The sequence below is a fragment of the Shewanella sp. DNRA4 genome (genome assembly GCF_012843185.1).
In the GTDB taxonomy this organism is placed as follows: Bacteria; Pseudomonadota; Gammaproteobacteria; order Enterobacterales; family Shewanellaceae; genus Shewanella; species Shewanella xiamenensis.
The window spans coordinates 110,459-129,880 of sequence record NZ_JABAIP010000004.1 but is presented as its reverse complement, the minus strand read 5'-3'; the positions used below and the strand labels follow the sequence as shown (position 1 = coordinate 129,880).

Sequence of the window (19,422 nt, the reverse complement as noted above, 5' to 3'; positions counted from 1 at the left end):
TATATCACATTTATATTACAAAAGTTGTGCGTATATTAATCGGTCAAACCTAAGTAAGCTACTGTCTTTACTGAGTTAACTAACAATAAATGTCTTACTAAAGCGATAATGTGCAGCAAGGGTCAGGCTACGCATTAACATAAAGGCCGTCATGGCCGCCCACAGAGCATGGTTAGCCTGCTCAGAAGGCAATAGCGATTGTAGTAAATACCATGTCGGAAAGAAGGCACCAAATGTCGCAATAATCATGCTATTACGCATCACTTTACCCTGCGCCGCACCGATATAAACACCATCGAATAGGTAAGAGCTAAAAGACCAAAGCGGTAGCAATACCAACCAAATCAGATAAGTCTGTGCTGTGGTTCTGACCTTATCAATACTGGTCAACAGTTCGATAATATGGCTTCCCCAAAGGCTAAAGATCAGTGTAAACCCAACTGCTGTGATGGCAGACCAACACCAAGCCAGCACCACGGCTTCATGCAATTGCTGCGCACGCTTTTGACCATAGGCTTTGCCCACTTCGGCCTCGGCATAATAGGCGATGCCATCGAGGGCGTAGGAGATTAATAGCAGTAAATTTAATAACACTGCATTGGCTGCGACGGTATTGTCCCCAAGGCCTGCACCGTGAAAGGTCATAAAGGCGAAGGCAGCTTGCAGGCATAGACTGCGGATAAAAATATTGCTATTGAGTTTGAGCAGTTTGCCGTAACCGGCAAACGTCAGATGGACACGCAATTGGTCAAATTTAAATTGAGACGACAGCTTAAGCTGTTGTAATACCATGTAGAGAGCAACGCTAAAGGCGGTGATATCGGCGCATACTGAGGCGAGTGCTGCGCCTTTTACACCCCAGCCGAATCCTAATACAAACAGCACATCGAGGATAATATTGGCTAAGTTGGCGAGGATAAGCTGCCACATCGCCGCCTTGGGTTGTTGCCGGCCAAGGAGCCAGCCCAGCATGACTAAATTTAGCAGGGCGAATGGCGTCGACCAAACGCGAACCTGAAAATATTCTCGGCAATAACGCTCCACTTCCACACTCGCCTCGGAGAAGCTGAGCGCTAAACTGAGAAGCGGGACTTGTAGCAGGATTACCGCGATGCCAAGCCCTGTCGCCAGCATGGCGCCTTGAACCAACAGTTTTAATTGGGCATTAATATCATTTGCACCATAGGCCTGTGCGACTAAGCCGGTGGTTGCCATCCGTAAAAAGCCTAATAACCAAATGATTAATGTGATAATCGTTGACCCGAGTGCAACACCCCCTAAATAATAGGCGTCACTCAAATGGCCGATGACAGCCGTATCTACCAATCCCAATAGCGGAACCGTGATATTGGAGAGGATCATCGGCAGTGCAAGCGCGAACAGTTGGCGATTCTTGGTGCCATTAAATAGCAGCGTGAGTGCGGTGGATTTTGCAGTAGTCATTGATATTAGAGGTGTTCACATTATGGTTAAACGTGCGTTATTGGCACTCTTCGGACTGATGACTTTTTCAGCCAATGCCGTGGTCATTTTACAGTACCACCATGTGTCACAAACCACACCGGCGGCAACGAGCGTCACGCCAGCACAATTTCGTGAGCAAATGCAGTTTCTGGCGGACGATGGTTTTAAGGTGGTGTCGTTATCGCAGGTGGTTGAGGCGATAAAAAATAAACAAGATTTGCCCGCCAAAACGGTCGCGATCACCTTCGACGATGGTTATCGCAGCATTGCGACCACAGCGCATCCTATCCTAAAGGAATTTGGTTATCCCTACACCTTATTTGTGGCAATTGAGCCGATTAAACAAAAGTTTACCGAGATGATGACTTGGGAAGAATTAATTCAGCTCTCCAAGGAAGGGGCCGCTATTGCTAACCATAGTTGGGCCCATGAACATCTGATCCGCCGTTTAGACAACGAATCCCAATCACAATGGCTAGCGCGAATTAAGGCCAATATTCTGGACACCGAAAACGCGATTCGTGAGGCGACTGGGCAGAATTTTAAAATGCTGGCCTATCCCTATGGCGAATACAATCAAGCAGTTCAAGACATGCTGACCGAAAACGGTTTTGTTGCCTTTGGCCAACAGTCAGGGGCAGCGGGGCCTTATTCGCCACTCACGGCGCTGCCGCGCTTCCCTGTAGCGGGGCAATATGCGGATCTAAAGAGCCTAAAAGCCAAGTTATACAGCCTCAATATGCCAGTGCTTGAGCAAACGCCTAGCGATCCTGAGCTGAAGGGCGGACATTGGCGCCCTGAGCTTAAGGTTAAGCTGGATATGAGCGATATTTCGGCCAAGCAAGTGATGTGTTATATCCAAGGGCAAGGCGCTAAAACACCTACTTGGTTAAGTGAAAACGAGTTTAGTATTCAAGCCGATTTAGCCCTGCCGGCGGGTCGCTCGCGCTACAATTGCACGGCACCAAGCAAGACGCGCAACGGCTATTACTGGTTTTCGCAGGCATGGGTGAGACCCAAAGACGACGGTTCTTGGGTCAAAGAATAGTCTCATCTGCGATGGCTATTTAGGTTTATAGCTGTTGACGATTTTATCGAAGTCGCTGATCAAGGCTTGGTTGAGTACTTGAGGGGCTTTACCTAAGGCTGCCGTGGGTTTAAACACTGCTACCCGCGTGCCTTGAGGGGAAACCAGCACATAGCCCGCACTATGATCGACCTGATAATTTTCTCCTTCACCTACCATAGCATAGGTGAGTCCTAGGCTGCGGGTGAGGGGGAATATTTGGGTTTGCTCACCCGTCACCGCCTTAAACTCAGGATTAAAGAAATTCACATAGGTGAGGAGTTTATTTGGGGTATCCCGCTTCGGATCCACGGATAAAAACACGATTTGAATGGGCGCAATTTTTTTCAGCTCAGGATAGGCGGCGGCGAGCTTGTTTAAGGTGGTCGGACAAACATCGGGGCAATAGGTAAAGCCGATAAAGAATAGGCTCCATTGATCCTTCAAATTGGCATTAGTAAAGGGTTTCTGCTGTTGATCGACAAGCTCAAAGGGCGCTAGCTCGAAGGCCTCTGGAAACAAAAAACCGCTCTCTAACTCAACGGGCTTAGGTGGATTGAACTTCACTGCAAATAGTCCGCCCAATCCTATTAGTAGAATCGCTATCACTAAGATCTTGTTGGAGATTCTTGCTTGCATATTTTGTCCTTTGATCATGCTCGCCCCATCGCTCGTTGCACATTAAGCCCAAAGATAGTGGTCGAGCAGTAATGCCATGAATAACAACATTAAATGATAAATCGAAAAACGAAACACCTGCATCGCCAGCCCTTCGCAATCCTGATACTTTAACTGCCACGCTTTATAAATAAATCCCGTGCTGAGCAAGCTTGAGCACACAAAGTAGAGCGGTCCACTCATCCCGACTAACACAGGCAATAGACAAGCTATCGCCAGCAAAATCGTATAGAGCAAGATACAGGTCTTAGTAAATTCTACCCCATGGGTTACGGGCAGCATGGGAATATCCACTTTGGCATATTCTGCGCGTCTGTGAATCGCCAGCACCCAAAAATGCGGCGGCGTCCACAGGAATATGATGATCACTAGCAATAGCGCATGACCATGGAATTGATTCGTCACCGCTGTCCAACCCAACAAGGGTGGCATCGCGCCCGCTAAACCGCCAATTACAATATTTTGCGGGGTGGCCCGTTTTAAATAGGTGGTATAAACCAAGGCGTAACCAATCAAGCTGGCAAAGGTGAGCCAAGCGGTGAGCGGGTTAGTAAAAACATAGAGGATCACAAAACCTAGGCTGCCTAAGAGTGCCGCGAACAACAACGCCCTCGTCGCCGAGACCTGTCCTTTGGGGAGTGGGCGATTGTAAGTGCGGGCCATCATGCCGTCGATTCGCCTATCTATCAGGTGGTTTAAGGCTGCGGCTGACCCCGCCATCATGGCGATACCTAAAAGTCCTGCGACCAAAGGTTGTACGGGTAATATCGTTGGCATGGCCAAGCACATGCCGACTAAGACGGTGAGCAGCATTAAAGCCACTACCTTAGGTTTGGTCATCTCGAAATAGGCACGCCAAGCCACATTAACACTAGGGTGACTACTGATTGAGAGCGGTTTTGCCATGGTTAAACCCTCGATGTTGAAGATGGCTTATGCCAAAGAAAATAGTTAATTGCGACTAGGGCGAGTAGCAATAATGCCGCGCCGCCATTGTGGGAAACGGCAATCCCTAGTGGTAAATGCATCACCACGTTTGAAATCCCTAAACTGACTTGCAGTATCACTAAGGCGACCAACAACAGGCTTAGGGCCTTGAGCTGAGTGCTGAAAAATAATTGATAGGCGAGCAACAACAATAGGCTGGCGGTAATGATGGCGCCAATGCGGTGGGCGATATGAATGGTCATGCGGGCATGGTAATCCAATACGCCAAATTCAAAGCTTGGGTGTTGCCCTTGGAAAGGGGAAAACGCATCGGCAATAGCGAGGTTGTCCATCCAATTACCTTCACAAATCGGTAAAGCTGTGCAGGCGAGGGCCGCATAGTTGGAGGAGGTCCAAGCGCCGAGCATGATTTGGCCGATAAGCACCAGCAGACTCAACAGCGCCAGTTTCGGCAAGTGTTTACTCTGGCCAATGAATTTAAGGCTCGTGCCAATCCGCGAACCATGGGAGCCATTAAATCCTGCATCCGCAACACGCTGACTGTGAATATCAGCGGTTTCGAAAATTCGCTTGGGTCGTGTTCGCAGATACAGCAATAGCAAGAGCGAGAGTAAACTAAAGCCGCCAATTAAATGGGACATCACGACAATCGGCATTAGTTTCATCGTTACAGTCCACATCCCCAACGCTGCCTGAAATATGATGAGTAACACTATGGCCAAAGGTAGTTTTTTGGGAGCTTCGGATGTTTTTAGGCAGAGAATAAAAACCAGTAAGACGAGGATGCCCAAGGCGCCCGCAATATACCTGTGGATCATCTCGAGCCAAGCTTTTTCGGGATGGATATCGTGGTCGGGAAATAGGGTTTGGGCATGGGAGATCTCATGGTCGTGGGTGGGCACTTTGATATGGCCGTAGCACCCTGGCCAATCTGGGCAGCCAAGTCCAGCGTCCGAGAGCCGAGTGTAAGCTCCCATTAAAATCACTAACAGGGTAAAGACTATGGTGACGCGGAGGAGCCAAGTCAGTTGCATTAGTCTACCCTCGATAGTTTCAATAACTTACGGAGATCCGCGACCAAGGCCTTACCCTGAGCTAAATGTGCCGCCTTGCCTTGCACTTGGGGGTAACGCAGCACGAGTGCGCCGAGTGGATCGACAATAATCAGCTGTTGTTGGTCAAGCCATTGGCTGAGGCTTTGGCTGGCGGGCTGAGTGTTAAAGTTAAAGCTGCTTAATGCGTTTAAGTCACTGTCTGGATTCACCAGAATAAGCGGTTCGACACGAGCCTGATCTGGCCCTAAGGCGGTATGACTCTGACGCAGGATATACAAGCGTTCGCGGCAAGCTTCATCGCACTTTGCGGGCAATAAATACAGCAGTTGCCATTCCTTAGGCTGAGGATTGTTAAGGCCAAGACTGGTATAACTGGTTTCTGGGCTGATGAGCTCACCGTGGTTGGTGGAGCCGCCTTGATACCAATGCATGCTCAGCACTAACTTAGCGATGACCACAGGCGCGATAAAGGCTAGTAGCAATAACCCCAATGCGCGGTATTTGGCTGTTTGTTGGGAGTCCATATTTGCTCCTCTTATTGTTCCTAATGCTTTGTTTTATTGTTTTTTATTAACATCTTGCTGGTATCTGTTACTCGGTCTTAGTCGCTTCCTTATCGGCTTGATGCCGGTGTCGTGATTTTTTGAGGTATTTCATTGTTTGCCAACCCATCAGCCCCACAAACACAGTTGCCATGGCAAACCATTGCAATGCATAACCCCAATGTTTTTGGGCCGAGAGGGGGAAAGGCTGCCAAGGATGAGGCAAGGTCTGCGCTGGTTGTAATTGGGGTAAGGCATCGGGTTGTAACACCGCGGGCAGGATAGGATGTTCTAACATTTGTGCCATCTCGGGTAGATTAAGATTTTGAAACCGAATCCGTTCGCCTTGTTCCGTGGTGAAGGGTTCTGCCAATAAGTGATGGCTCAAGGGATTAATCTGTTTTTGATAGAGGCGGCCTGTAAGAACCAGTTCACCGACTATGGGGCTGACTTCGGGCAAGGCATCTCGGTGGGATTTAGCGGCAATAAAGCCAAGTTCGAGTAACAGCCAAGGTTGCTCGCGATTATTTGTCTGATTCTCTGACGTTATTTGCAGTAATTGAAAGGCGAGATAGCCCACTTGCCCTTGATAGACCTGATTTTCGAGCAACCAGATTTGTGGATTCGCGGGTTTTGCTTGAACTTGTAAGCGGTAGCCCGTGACGCTGCCTTTAGCCAATTCAGCGATGAGCTGTTCAGGATTGAGTGTGGCAGCGGATTGTCTCGCCTCCATTTGTGCTAACAGTTCGGTTTTTTCAACTGCCCTATCCATTTGCCACAAACCCAGCTTGACCAAAACCACGAATACCACCACAGTCAATATTAGTAGTAACGACACTCCCCTATGCAACCAAATATATCTTGGTAACCAAATCAATTTGGCCAGAAAAACATAAGGATAGCGTATGAACATCCCGCTCATTTTTAAGTGTGTTTTAGTACTGCTGTTGCTGTTTATCATTTTTAACCTAGGCAGAGCCTTAATTATTATGGTTAAAGGTGACGACCAAACCGCTGAACACCCGGTGCCAATGAGCCGCTATTTGGGCCGTAGGGTGATTTTTTCTGTACTGGTTATCCTGCTCTTGCTGGTGGCTTTAGGGACTGGACTGCTTGGTCTCAATCCCACGCCTTAAGTTTTCAACTTATTGTTTTAATGAATATTTAAAGCACATAAACAAAGATAAACAGGCAGAGCCAAACCACATCGACAAAGTGCCAGTACCAACTGCCTGCTTGGAAGGCAAAATGCTTATCCGCACTAAAGTGGCCTTTTAACACTCTGAAAAACAAGACTAATAGAAAGATAGTGCCCAAGGTTACATGCATGCCGTGGAAACCCGTCAGCAGGAAAAAGGTGTTGCCATACACGCCCGAGGTGAGCGTTAGCCCCATCTCATGGTAGGCATGGCTATATTCCTCCGCCTGCAAAGCAAGGAAGCTAATTCCCAGTAAAATCGTGAGCCCTAGCCAGAGGGTGATGGCCGAACGCTTACCCTTTTCTAAGCTGATATGGGCAAAATGCAGCGTGACTGAGGAAGTCAGCAGCACAATGGTGTTGATTAGCGGTAGCCCATTCCATGGCATGGCTTCGGTTTTGGTGCCATCGGGTGTGGTGACGAGTGGCCAAACGGCCTCGAAGTGTGGCCACAGGACTTCGTGAGTCATGGCATTGTTGGACGCGCCGCCGAGCCAAGGCACTGCGATCATGCGGGCGTAAAATAAGGCGCCGAAAAAGGCGGCAAAGAACATCACCTCGGAGAAGATAAACCAGCTCATGCCTTGGCGAAACGATCTATCCATCTGATGGGAATAGAGGCCCGTCATCGATTCTTGGATTACAGTTCTAAACCAGCCAACCAGCATAAACAGGATGACGGCTATGCCTGCCAGTAGAATATAGCCGCCACCCGAAGCGCCAGATTTGAGTTGATGTACAAAATGTCCTGCCCCAAAGGCGATTAAAAACAAGCCGATAGCACCAACAATCGGCCAAGCACTCTGGGCGGGGACGTAGTAAGTCTCATGTTTAGTGGTCATTTTGCAGCTCCTTGCTCTATGGCAGACGCTAACTGCTTGTCGGTAATGTCGTAGAGGGTGTAAGAGAGGGTTAAGGTGTGGATAGACTCGGGTAATTGAGGATCCACGAAGAAGATCAACGGCAGCTCGGCTCGACTTGCGGCGGCTAAGTGTTGTTGGTTAAAACAAAAACATTCGGTTTTATTGAAATAAGCCGCGCCTTGGCCGGGCGAAATTGAAGGAATCGCCTGGCCCACAATTGCTCTATTCGAGATGTTTTGCGCCAAAAATGCCGTGTGGATGAGTTCTCCCGGATGCACTTCGAGCCGTTTCGTTTGTGGCTCAAATTTCCACGGCATGCCCGTCTGTACCTGCGAGATAAACTCCACCGTTACCACCCGGTTCTTATCTACAGTAATCGCTTGATAACTGCTGGCAGTATTAGAGGTTTTGCCATTAATGCCCAGTTTTTCGCACAGCACATCGTAGAGCGGCACTAAGGCGAACCCAAAGCCAAACATCGCAAGGCAGCCCAGCACCAACAGGCTAATGAGCTCACGGTTGGACTTGATGTTTTGCTGATGGGGTTGGCCTTGCATGTTATTTCACCTCGGGTGGCGTGGTGAAAGAGTGATAGGGCGCTGGGCTTGGTAGGGTCCACTCTAAGCCTTCGCTGCCTTCCCAAGGTTTGGCGGGCGCCTTTTCACCGCCCCGAATGCACTTAATTACCAGCACGAGGAAGATCAGCTGTGATAGGCCAAAGGCAAAACCCCCAATCGACACGATTTGATTTACATCGGCAAATTGAATCGAGTAATCGGGAATTCGCCTTGGCATACCCGCAAGACCTAAGAAATGCATCGGGAAAAATAACACATTGACCGAAATCACCGAACACCAAAAATGCCACTGGCCTAGCTTTTCGCTGTACATATACCCGGTCCATTTTGGTAGCCAGTAATAGGCCGCTGCCATGATGGAGAAAATCGCACCCGTGACCAACACGTAGTGGAAGTGAGCCACCACAAAGTAAGTATCGTGGTATTGGAAGTCGGCTGGCGTGATGGCGAGCATCAGGCCAGAGAAGCCGCCAATAGTGAACAGAATAATAAAGGCCACCGCGAACAGCATTGGGGTTTCAAAACTCAGTGAGCCGCGCCACATGGTCGCTACCCAGTTAAACACTTTTACCCCTGTCGGCACGGCAATCAGCATAGTGCAGTACATAAAAAACAGCTCGGCAAACACAGGCATACCGGTGGTGAACATATGGTGCGCCCACACGAGGAAGGACAAAATCGCAATACTCGCCGTGGCATACACCATGGATGCATAGCCGAATAATGGTTTACGGCTGAAAGCAGGAACTATGGCAGAGATAATGCCGAAGGAAGGCAAAATCATGATGTAGACTTCGGGGTGACCGAAGAACCAGAAGATATGCTGGAACATCACAGGATCGCCGCCGCCTGCCGCCTCGAAGAAGCTAGTACCGAAAAACTTATCGGTTAACACCATAGTGACGGCGCCAGCGAGTACGGGCATAACGGCGATCAGCAAGAAGGCGGTAATCAGCCAGGTCCATACGAACAGTGGTAACTTCATCCACGTCATGCCGGGAGCGCGCAGGTTGACTATGGTTACGATCACGTTGATGGCACCCATGATCGAACTTATCCCCATGATATGGATCGAGAATACAAATAATGCTGTGCTGTCAGGGCTATAGGTGGTCGAGAGTGGTGCGTAGAAGGTCCAACCAAAGTTAGGGCCGCCGCCTTCCATAAACAATGAACTCAACAATATTGCAAAGGCGAAGGGCAGGATCCAAAAACTCCAGTTGTTCATACGTGGAAGCGCCATATCAGGCGCACCAATCATCATCGGGATTAACCAGTTAGCTAGTCCGGTAAAGGCTGGCATCACTGCGCCGAATACCATGATTAGCCCATGCACTGTGGTCATCTGGTTGAAGAAGTTAGGCTCAACGAGTTGTAATCCGGGCTGAAAGAGTTCGGCGCGGATCACCATGGCCATCGCACCACCAGTTAAAAACATAATGAAACTAAACCATAGGTACAGGGTGCCAATGTCCTTGTGGTTGGTGGTGAGTAACCAGCGCATGATGCCTTTAGGTGCACCGTGATGGTGTTCATCATGGGCGGCAATTTGATCTTGAGTCAGTGTGCTCATCTTAATCCCCTACTGTCCATGGCGTGCAATATCAGCGGGTTGCACTGTATTGCCGGTATTGTTGCCCCACGCATTGCGCTCATAGGTAATGATGGCGGCAAGCTGTTGTGGCGTGAGTTGTGTGCCAAATGCCTGCATCGCCGTGCCCGGTTTACCGTGCATCACTATATCGATGTGATTGGCGACCGGGCCTGTTGCAATAACGCTACCAGCAAGGGCGGGGAAGGCGGGAGGCATACCAGCACCCGTTAGCTGGTGGCAGGCGGCGCAAATCGTGGCATAGGTTTTTTCCCCTTCGGCCATCAGTTCATCATGGCTAAGCGTGGGAAGACTCGCGGGGTCGACACTGGCGGCGGGCTCTGTCGCCGCTTTGGGCGCATCGGTGGTTGAGGGGGGCTGAGTCGTTGCTACTGGTTCGCTATTGGTGCCACCGGATTTATGGGCATCAACGTCTTTGGCTTGCACCGCATCCCCCGTGTTATTGCCCCACGCATTACGCTCATAGGTAATCACGGCGGCAATTTCTTGGGGCGATAATTGTTTACTGAAGGCTTGCATGGCCGTACCCGTTTTACCATTGAGCACGATTTCAAGATGACCGCTCAGCGGCCCAGTAGCTATGGGGCTGCCTTTGAGATGAGGGAATACGCCTTTGAGACCTTCGCCATTAGGTTGATGGCAGGCTGCGCAGTGACCAAGGTAAACTTGCTCACCCTGAGTCATCAGCTCTTCTTTACTCAGTGTTTGCGATAAGGCGGCTTGTGCGGCTTGCGCTGCGGCATTGGCAGCTTGTTTTTGTTCTGCAACCCAAGCATCGAACTCGGCTTCGGGCAGTGCCTGAACCACTATCGGCATAAATCCATGATCTTTACCGCAAAGCTCGGCACATTGGCCACGGTAAATGCCGGGTTTATCGATACGGGTCCACGCCTCGTTGATAAACCCTGGGTTAGCATCTTTTTTCACTGCAAAATCTGGTACCCACCATGAATGGATAACATCTTCAGAAGTCATCAGAAAGCGGATTTTTCTATTTACAGGCAGGACAAGGGGCTTATCGACCTCAAGTAAGTAGTGCTCTCCCTTGGCCTCACTACCTTCGATTTGAGGTCTTGGTGTGGCGAGGATACTGTAAAACTCAATATCTTGATCGAAATAGCTGTAATGCCACTTCCATTGCGATCCTGTGACTTTTACCGTGAGATCGGCATTGCTGGGGTCTTCCATGGCAATCAGAGTTTTAGTTGCCGGAATCGCCATTAAGATCAGAATGATAAAGGGAATTATCGTCCAAGCGATTTCAACTTTTGTACTCTCATGGAAGTGTGACGCGACCGCGCCCTTGGATTTTCTGTGGTTGATCATGGCATAAATCATCACGCCAAAAACCACTAAGCCTATCGCGCAGCAGATATACAGAATCGTCATGTGCAGGTGGTATACCTTGCCACTGATTTCTGTTACGCCAGGCGTCATATTGAACCGCATGTCTGCTGCGGCCAACGGTGGGGCGAATAGCACCACGAGTAAACAATACAACCATTGCTTCACAAGACTTCTCCTCTGCTAATTGCAAATAGCAACTACAAAGAAGAGCAACACAGTAAGTCTCAACTCTATGCAAACTCTTCAGTTCCCAAAAAAGTGTTTCTGACTTCAACGTGCGTTGGCGGCTTACTTATGATCAAGTATTGTTACTGCTGGTATTAGCCACACTGGCACATACTGCTGAATAAACCCATTATTCTCAATTTTTGTGGGCGAGCGATATTCGAAAATAACGCGATATTTCTGCCTAAACAGGCCATATATCATGTGCGCCTAAATCAAACATACTTGCTGTTTAAAAATTGATCAAGATCACTTCTTTTTCTAATTGTCTGAAAAATTGCCAAAAAAAAGCCTCACATTCACAGGTGAGGCGGCTTTCAAGGCTAAATACGGTATGAAAAATTTTTAATGAACAGAGCTGAAAAATGCGGGTTGAGTAAATTTAGTCGATTGGGTGAGATTGGTGCTAGAAGGTTGGTCATTCGTTGAACCTTCAAGCACGATACCCATTGCACGTGCGCTCTTTGCTACAATTTGTAGGCGACGATTATCGCGAGTATCTAGGGCGTTAATCCAAGTAATCACTGCGCTAGATGTGCCACTGGTTAAGGCTTTTTCCATCGCCCAAAGGGTTTCGACCTCATCTTTTGCGTGAACCAATAGTACGCGATCCATACGCACACCTGCGTTTGCTAATAGCTGCTTGTAGCCAATACTAGGTGGGTTGATGAGCACTATCCATCTTCCCTGTTGGCTCAGTTGGGCAAGTTGTTTGCTCAGCTGTGTCAGCTCTTGGCGCCCTTGGCTCTGAGTTGGCATAGTGACTATTGATGTATGCTGCCAGTCGGTCTCTGTATCTCGAACCGTATCGAGCCATAAACCGGGGTGACGCGGGGCATTACCTAATAGTTTGTTCATAGCCAATCTCCATTGCGGATCACCCCTACGGCGAGCCCTTCAATTGTTAGACTTTGGAAACTCAAATCGACTTTAATCGGTGAATAGTCTTCATTCTCGGCATGTAGGTAGACTAAATTACCTTTTTTTTCAAAGCGTTTTACGGTTACATCATCATCAACGCGAGCAACAACAACTTGTCCATTGCGCGCTTGTTGTACTTTATGAACGGCAAGCAGGTCACCCTCAAGGATGCCGATATTCTTCATACTGTCGCCTTTTACGCGCAGCAGGAAATCGGCAGCAGGGTGGAACATGCTGGGGTCGACTTGGTAATACTGTTCGACATGCTCTTGGGCGAGAATAGGTTCACCCGCTGCCACTTGGCCGATAAGTGGCAAGCCTGTTTCGCGGTTATCTTCTTCCTCTACAGGGAGACGGATCCCGCGGGAAGTACCAGGCATGATCTCGATGCAGCCTTTTTTCGCCAATGCCTTAAGGTGTTCTTCTGCGGCATTTGCACTTTTAAAACCCAAACGGGTGGCAATTTCGGCCCGAGTGGGTGGCATGCCAGTCTCGGCAATATTACGTTTAATCAGCTCTAAAATTTCGGCTTGGCGTGGCGTCAACGGTCTCATGGTCTTTCCTGTTTTTCTATACAGTTACTGTTAGTATATACAGTATTATTGGTAGTGCAAGTATTAACCACTTTTAACTTGGTCAGCTAGATCTGCAAATAACCGTAATCGTCATCTATGGGGTGAATGCCACTTGCACGGTAGCAATAAATGGCGTTGCCTAAAGTGCGTTACTAAGTCATTAAAATCAGCAGCTGAATCCTGCATCTTTAGGTTGTTTGGGTATATTCTCTATAATCTGGTATTCTATGGGGCTAATGAACGTACTTACATTGCATAAGAATAATGCCTAAACAAGACTCTCTTTGGTTGAAATCATTACGTTGGATCCAAAAGCACTTAGTGCACACTATTGTTGTGCCACAGGATCCCTTTGCCGATCTGAATCTGGATGCCTCCAGACCGCTTGCTTATGTAATGAAAACAGAATCCCTGAGTGATATTGCTGCGTTAAGCGAGATCACCACGAAACTTGGTTTGCCAAGCCCTTACGAGCCGCTGGTGGTGAATGGCGTTGTGGCGCCACGGGTGGTATGCCTTGAAGGTCGTAAGCCCTTATTTGGTGAACGCGCCAGCAATGAGCCATTCCTCGAATGTTTTATGCGTTTGTTGGCCGTCCATAAGGAAAAGCCAGAGTTAGATATACAGCTGGTGCCTGTGAGTCTGTATTGGGGTCGTACTCCGGGTAAAGAAGACGACACCATGAAGGCGGCAGTGCTTGAGCGCGAGAATCCTACTTGGTTACGTAAGTGCTTGATGATCCTATTTTTGGGCCGTCACAACTTTGTGCAATTTTCTAATGCGGTATCGCTGCGTTACATGGCCGACGAACATGGTACCGATATGGGCATTGCCCATAAATTGGCTCGAGTAGCGAGAGTGCATTTCCGTCGCCAACGTAAGGTGATGACGGGGCCTGTGTTGCCTAATCGTCAGGCGTTATTCCATTCCTTGCTGAAATCTGAATCCTTACGTAAGGCGATTCAGGAAGAAGCCGCGAGCAAGAAGATTTCTGAAACCCAAGCGCGTGAAACGGCAATTGAATATCTTGATGAAATTGCGGCGAATTATTCCGATAGTCTCGTACGTATTGCTGAGCGCTTTTTAACGTGGTTATGGAACAAGCTCTACAGCGGTATTAACATCAAAGGTGCCGAGCATATTCGGCAGTTACACCACGATGGTCATGAGATTGTGTATGTGCCCTGCCATCGCAGCCATATGGATTACCTGCTGTTATCTTACATTCTGTATTACCAAGGTATGGTGCCACCGCATATTGCTGCGGGTATCAACCTAAACTTCTGGCCTGCGGGGCCGCTGTTCCGCCGTGGCGGGGCTTTCTTTATTCGCCGTAGTTTTAACGGCAACAAACTTTATACGGCCGTGTTCCGTGAGTACCTCGATCAGCTGTTTGCTAAGGGATATTCGGTTGAGTATTTCTCTGAAGGTGGCCGTTCTCGTACCGGTCGTCTATTGGCGCCTAAAACGGGCATGATCGCTATGACGATCAACAGTGTGCTGCGTGGTATCGAACGCCCAGTCACCTTAGTGCCTGTGTATTTAGGCTACGATCACGTGATGGAAGTGGCGACCTATCACAAAGAGCTAAGCGGTAAGAAAAAACAGAAAGAATCTGTATGGCAAGTCTTTGGTGCTATTCGTAAATTAGGTAATTTTGGCCAAGGTTATGTCAACTTTGGTGAGCCGATTACATTGCAGAACTTCTTGAATGAAACGGCACCAAACTGGCGCAGTGAAGTGGCTGATGATCCTGAGCAAAAACCGACTTGGTTAACCCCAGCGGTGAACGTGTTAGCAAATCGGGTGATGACGCGGATTAACGACGCCGCTGCCGCCAGCTCTATTACCTTGACCAGTTTAGTGTTGTTGGCGTCGGAGCAAAATGCCTTAGAGCGTTGTTTGCTCGAGCGTCAGTTAGATTTATACCTGACCCTGCTTAAGCGTGTGCCTTACACGTCGTTTACGTCGGTTGCCGAAGGTGATGGTAAGCACTTAGTACAACAAGGATTAGAGCTGAACAAGTTCTCCATCAACGCCGATCCTTTGGGTGAGATAGTGTCAATTGATGAAAAACAAGCGACGTCAATGACATACTATCGTAATAATATCATTCACTTATTTATTATTCCGTCATTAATTGCCAGCTGTTTAATCAATAATAAACAGATTTCAAGAGCGCAAATCCTTGGGATAGTGAACGACTTTTATCCGTTATTGAAGGCGGAGTTGTTTATGGGGATCAAAGATCTCCCAAGCTACGTGAATCAAGTGCTCGAGCTGTTTATTGAGCAAGGTCTAGTGCAGGAAAGCGATATGTTGTCGGTTGTGACCGAGCACACCAGCCAAATGTTATTGTTGGCTGGCAGCGTTAGTGAGACCTTGCAACGCTATGCCATTATCTTCAATCTGCTGGCCCACAGACCTAAGATGGAGCGTTCGGATCTCGAGTCTGAAAGCCATCTGCTTGCCCAACGTTTAGGGGCGCTGCATGGAATTACCGCACCAGAATTTTACGATAAGAAACTCTATAACACCTTGAGTGTTAAGCTAAAAGAGTTGGGTTATTTCTCTGGTAAGGAAGATAAATCTGATGTTGAGCGCATTCGCGATCAAGCTAATAGCTTACTCAGAGCCTCTGTAAGGCAGACGATTGTCGCCAGCGTGACCGCGGAGCATATCGCTTAATGGCTAACCATATGAATGCGGCGAAGAATAAGCCGGTGGGCAAGTCTTTGCTTGGTGGTGCCATGATTATTGCCGGTACCACAGTAGGGGCGGGGATGTTTTCTTTGCCTGTCGTGGGCGCTGGCATGTGGTTTGGTTACTCGGTACTGATGTTACTCGGTATTTGGTTTTGCATGTTGATGTCGGGACTGTTACTGCTCGAAACCAACCTGCATTTCGAGCCGGGAGCGAGTTTCGATACCCTGACCAAGGAAACCCTGGGCCAGTTTTGGCGCATCGTGAATGGGGTGTCCATTGCCTTCGTGCTCTACATCTTAACCTACGCCTACATCAGTGGCGGTGGCTCGATTGTTAACCATAGCCTCCAAGGTATGGGGATTGAGCTGCCTCAAAGTGTCGCCGGATTAGTATTTGCTGTCGTGCTCGCCTGTATCGTGTTGATCAGTACCAAGGCGGTGGATCGTATTACGACCATTATGCTCGGCGGGATGATTATTACTTTCTTCCTCGCGATTGGTAATTTGCTGATCGAAATCGATGTGACTAAGTTGCTCGAACCGGATGGAAAGCAAAGCTTTATGCCTTATCTGTGGGCGGCTTTGCCATTTGGTCTAGCCAGTTTTGGTTACCATGGAAATGTGCCGAGTCTGGTGAAGTATTATGGCAAAGATTCATCGACCATTTTCAAAGCCATTTTTGTCGGGACTTTTATCGCGCTGATCATTTATGCCTGCTGGTTAGTCGCCACTATGGGCAATATTCCCCGCAGCCAGTTTAGTGAGATTATTGCCCAGGGTGGCAATATGGGTGTGTTAGTCGGCGCCTTGTCGAAAGTAATGGAAAGCAGCTGGTTAAACAGCATGTTAACCCTATTTGCTAATTTAGCTGTGGCGTCTTCTTTCCTCGGTGTGACCTTAGGTTTATTCGATTATTTGGCCGATTTATTCGGATTCGACGATACGCGCTCTGGCCGGATGAAAACGGCGATTGTCACCTTTGTGCCGCCCACCATATTTGGTTTGCTGTTTCCCGATGGCTTTTTAATTGCCATTGGATTTGCAGCCTTAGCGGCAACCGTGTGGGCTGTTATTGTGCCAGCGCTGATGGCCTACAAGTCGAGACAACTCTTCCCTAACCATCAAGGTTTTAGGGTCTTTGGTGGCACGCCGTTAATTATCCTTGTGGTGTTGTTTGGTGTCGTGACGGGTGCTTGTCATCTACTCGCGATGGCGAATTTATTACCGCAGTTCTCCTAAGTATTTCGCTCGCGAATCAAGCCCTCAAATTGAGGGCTTTTTCTTTGTATTCATCTTTTTACCGCCAAAACTGGACAGTTGCATAAACTCCAGCTTAACTCGAACACATTATCTGTTTGATTGGAGTCTGCAATGAGGATTACTCAGTACGCACAGGGACAGGCCTGTTGGGTCGAATTGGCGAGCCATGACTGGCAGGGTGCACAGGGGTTTTACCATGCGCTGTTTGGTTGGAATTCGGTGGAAATGGCAATTCCTAATGGTCATTTCTCGCTGTTCAATCTGGAGGGGGACGATTTAGGGGCCATGTATCAAATCCCTGAGTCGGAACCACAGATCCCTAGCCATTGGCGGATCTATTTTGCGGTTAAGGATATAGAAGCGACGGTTGCCGCCATCCTGGCTGCGGGTGGGCAATTGCACATGGGACCGCATGTGGTGGGTGATGCGGGCGTGATGGCGCAGGTGAGCGATCCCGAAGGGGCACGCTTTGCCCTATGGCAAGCGAAAAACCACTCGGGCTCACGTCGCCAAGGCGAAGAAAATACCCTGTGTTGGGTGGAGCTGGCTTGCCGTGAACCTAGCGCCGAAGCCAGTTTTTACACTCAAGTGTTTCCTTGGACCGCGCTCCCCAGTCATGTGCCCGGCATCGATTACACCGAGTGGCAAATTGATGGTCAGTCTATGGGGGGCATGATGAAAATGATGCCGGAATGGGGCGAGATCCCCGCCCATTGGATGCCTTATTTTGTGGTGGCGGATTGTGATGCTTTTGCCGCTAAGGCGCAGGGGCTGGGCGCACAGCTATGCGTGCCGCCAAGCGATATCCCTGATGTGGGACGTTTTGCGGTGATTGCTGACGCCCAAGGTGCTACTTTCGCGGTAATACACCTATCCCAAAATGAAAACCAATAAGTTAACCTGAGCAGGGATAAGTAGCGCCGCTGAATAGGCCTCTTTTCGGGCCTCTCTGCGTTGCTCTGTCTAACCATAGCTCGCTATGGCATACGACAGAGCGCCTTGATATGCACAAAAATCTGCGCATTCAGTCAGAAAAAATGTTTTTTAAAAACAATCGTTTATGGTATTTTTTGGTTTGTTAAATTTAGATTTTTTCGACACTCGTTACCCCAAGTTCAGGTTAAGTTAGTTTGGTTTGTCGATAGAGAGTGGGTCCGGACAGTTAGTCTTTTTCGCCTTGGGTGCTTTAGCAAGTAGGCTCGGAATTGAGTCTGATAGCTTGATCTCTTGTGGAAGATTAATCCGGATTTCGCTTAAGAGTCCCTTGGCGCAATCAAGCGTGATCTTAGTGTGTGCACCTTTACCGAAGCTAGTATCAAAGCTTTGATTCAACTCTTGTTGTGTGACTTTTTTACCAATTCTTTCATGGATAAATTGTTGTACCCATGTCGAGGCATTGACTTCCTGCGTCAGCTGAGTCGCCAGTAAAAAATAGTCATTGGGGTCTTGATTGCGACAGGTACCGTGCTTCCACCATTCATGGCGTTCTAAACAGGTGCCGTAGCGAGCACTTGGCATCACTTCTTCCAGATTCTTTTGCACAGAGGCATTGAGTGGTACTTCAGGATAATCGCAAAAGTCACTCGGTTGTTGTTTTACGCTGCTGCAAAAGCCGTAACGAGTGCCACATTGCTGGCGATTAGGCCAGAGGCCATGCAGGCTAAAGTGTTGCCATTGAGGCGCATCACTGGTTTGGCTTAAGGCGCGGCATTCGGCTTTACGACCGCCATAGAGTTCACAAAAGGTGCTTTGCCAACTTAAGGCAAGCATATGGGAGTCATAATTATCTTCGATTTGACACACATGGCCTTGGCGTTTCTCTGGCGTACCTCGTTCTTTTAGGCTTTCACGATTGATTGCTTTGATATCAGAGGCTGTGGTGGTTTGCGCTGGCTCTTTGGTTGAGTTTGGCTGATAAGTCTCTGCCGCCGCTACATTGGTATTGTATTGTCCACAATCACCTTTAATCCAGCGTAACGGTGAACTGATGGCATTGGTGCGGACGCGAATCCAGTCAGGATTGACGCTGTTTCCTAAAATCTCCGTAACGGGATAACGCTCCCCGATATTGCTCTGCCAATCATCGGGATTGGTTTGTTTATTTTTAGACTGAAACAACTCACAGCGTTTATTGGCCACAAATTCCCCTGTGGCGGGGGCGGCATATGCGGGTGCTGCTGACATGATTAGTGCAGAGCATAAACTGAACGAAGCGAGTAAAACATGTAATCGTTTTTTAAGGAAAAGTCTTTGTGGCCATATTTGGCTGATAATTAAACAAGATGGCTTAGTCATGTGATGGCATCCTTTCTACAGCAGTGAGTCGAGTCAATTCTGTGGTGCGCTGCGTTAATGGTACATATAAGCGTTGTAAACTGAGAGGCT

Annotated in this window: 18 protein-coding genes; 5 read left to right on the top strand and 13 right to left on the bottom strand. The window is 48.5% G+C overall.

Annotated features, from left to right (window positions below):
- Positions 1–75: 75 nt before the first annotated feature.
- On the bottom strand, positions 76–1,443 hold the full coding sequence (locus HG547_RS05750) for an MATE family efflux transporter (RefSeq protein WP_169547264.1): 1,368 nt from the start codon (positions 1,441–1,443) through the stop codon (positions 76–78).
- Between the two features lie 22 nt (positions 1,444–1,465).
- Here HG547_RS05750 and HG547_RS05745 point away from each other — a divergent pair, with 22 nt between their 5' ends.
- Complete coding sequence (locus tag HG547_RS05745; RefSeq protein WP_169547263.1) at positions 1,466–2,512, top strand: polysaccharide deacetylase family protein; 1,047 nt, start codon at positions 1,466–1,468, stop codon at positions 2,510–2,512.
- A 15-nt stretch (positions 2,513–2,527) separates the two neighbouring features.
- On the opposite strand, the gene HG547_RS05740 is transcribed toward HG547_RS05745, so the two are convergent.
- From HG547_RS05740 to HG547_RS05720, 5 genes are all read right to left on the bottom strand, one after another.
- Positions 2,528–3,157, bottom strand: coding sequence for an SCO family protein (locus tag HG547_RS05740; protein WP_169547360.1), 630 nt, complete (start codon positions 3,155–3,157; stop codon positions 2,528–2,530).
- Positions 3,158–3,211: 54 nt separating this feature from the next.
- Positions 3,212–4,114, bottom strand: a complete 903-nt coding sequence (cyoE, locus tag HG547_RS05735) for a heme o synthase (protein WP_169547262.1) — start codon at positions 4,112–4,114, stop codon at positions 3,212–3,214.
- A gap of 2 nt (positions 4,115–4,116) precedes the next feature.
- Positions 4,117–5,190 carry a COX15/CtaA family protein gene (locus tag HG547_RS05730; protein WP_169547261.1) on the bottom strand — a complete coding sequence of 358 codons (1,074 nt, stop codon included), beginning with the start codon at positions 5,188–5,190 and terminating at the stop codon, positions 4,117–4,119.
- On the bottom strand, positions 5,190–5,735 hold the full coding sequence (locus tag HG547_RS05725; protein WP_169547260.1) for a hypothetical protein: 546 nt from the start codon (positions 5,733–5,735) through the stop codon (positions 5,190–5,192). The genes HG547_RS05730 and HG547_RS05725 overlap by 1 nt, the downstream gene beginning before the upstream one ends.
- A 67-nt stretch (positions 5,736–5,802) precedes the next feature.
- Complete coding sequence (locus tag HG547_RS05720; protein WP_169547259.1) at positions 5,803–6,714, bottom strand: SURF1 family protein; 912 nt, start codon at positions 6,712–6,714, stop codon at positions 5,803–5,805.
- On the opposite strand from HG547_RS05720, the gene HG547_RS05715 reads away from it, so the two are divergent.
- The gene (locus tag HG547_RS05715) at positions 6,659–6,889 is read left to right on the top strand and encodes a DUF2909 family protein (RefSeq protein WP_037423704.1); all 231 of its coding nucleotides are present in this window, start codon (positions 6,659–6,661) and stop codon (positions 6,887–6,889) included. The genes HG547_RS05720 and HG547_RS05715 overlap by 56 nt on opposite strands.
- 28 nt (positions 6,890–6,917) lie before the next feature.
- On the opposite strand, the gene HG547_RS05710 is transcribed toward HG547_RS05715, so the two are convergent.
- The 6 genes from HG547_RS05710 to lexA form a co-directional block, all read right to left on the bottom strand.
- A complete protein-coding gene (locus HG547_RS05710) occupies positions 6,918–7,793 on the bottom strand; it encodes a cytochrome c oxidase subunit 3 (protein ID WP_169547258.1) in 876 nt (291 codons plus the stop codon).
- Positions 7,790–8,371 (bottom strand): cytochrome c oxidase assembly protein, encoded by a 582-nt coding sequence (locus HG547_RS05705; protein ID WP_169547257.1) that lies wholly within the window; start codon positions 8,369–8,371, stop codon positions 7,790–7,792. Before HG547_RS05705 ends, HG547_RS05710 begins: the two co-directional genes overlap by 4 nt.
- 1 nt (position 8,372) lies before the next feature.
- On the bottom strand, positions 8,373–9,965 hold the full coding sequence (ctaD, locus tag HG547_RS05700) for a cytochrome c oxidase subunit I (RefSeq protein WP_144345306.1): 1,593 nt from the start codon (positions 9,963–9,965) through the stop codon (positions 8,373–8,375).
- Between the two features lie 9 nt (positions 9,966–9,974).
- Positions 9,975–11,516: a cytochrome c oxidase subunit II gene (coxB, locus tag HG547_RS05695; protein ID WP_169547256.1), complete on the bottom strand. Its 1,542-nt coding sequence runs from the start codon at positions 11,514–11,516 to the stop codon at positions 9,975–9,977.
- Between the two features lie 405 nt (positions 11,517–11,921).
- On the bottom strand, positions 11,922–12,434 hold the full coding sequence (locus HG547_RS05690) for a SulA-like leucine-rich domain-containing protein (RefSeq protein WP_099457237.1): 513 nt from the start codon (positions 12,432–12,434) through the stop codon (positions 11,922–11,924).
- Positions 12,431–13,051: a transcriptional repressor LexA gene (gene lexA / locus HG547_RS05685; RefSeq protein WP_037423686.1), complete on the bottom strand. Its 621-nt coding sequence runs from the start codon at positions 13,049–13,051 to the stop codon at positions 12,431–12,433. Before lexA ends, HG547_RS05690 begins: the two co-directional genes overlap by 4 nt.
- Positions 13,052–13,336: 285 nt before the next feature.
- Here lexA and plsB point away from each other — a divergent pair, with 285 nt between their 5' ends.
- The 3 genes from plsB to HG547_RS05670 all read left to right on the top strand — a co-directional run bounded on the left by plsB (position 13,337) and on the right by HG547_RS05670 (position 17,931).
- Positions 13,337–15,760 carry a glycerol-3-phosphate 1-O-acyltransferase PlsB gene (plsB, locus tag HG547_RS05680; protein ID WP_037423683.1) on the top strand — a complete coding sequence of 808 codons (2,424 nt, stop codon included), beginning with the start codon at positions 13,337–13,339 and terminating at the stop codon, positions 15,758–15,760.
- Positions 15,760–17,016 carry a tryptophan permease gene (gene mtr / locus HG547_RS05675; protein ID WP_037423680.1) on the top strand — a complete coding sequence of 419 codons (1,257 nt, stop codon included), beginning with the start codon at positions 15,760–15,762 and terminating at the stop codon, positions 17,014–17,016. The genes plsB and mtr overlap by 1 nt, the downstream gene beginning before the upstream one ends.
- 132 nt (positions 17,017–17,148) lie before the next feature.
- The gene (locus tag HG547_RS05670) at positions 17,149–17,931 is read left to right on the top strand and encodes a VOC family protein (protein ID WP_169547255.1); all 783 of its coding nucleotides are present in this window, start codon (positions 17,149–17,151) and stop codon (positions 17,929–17,931) included.
- A 231-nt stretch (positions 17,932–18,162) separates the two neighbouring features.
- Here the strand turns inward: HG547_RS05670 and HG547_RS05665 are convergent, their stop codons facing one another.
- Positions 18,163–19,332 carry a ribonuclease T2 gene (locus tag HG547_RS05665; protein WP_169547254.1) on the bottom strand — a complete coding sequence of 390 codons (1,170 nt, stop codon included), beginning with the start codon at positions 19,330–19,332 and terminating at the stop codon, positions 18,163–18,165.
- Between the last annotated feature and the right edge of the window lie 90 nt (positions 19,333–19,422).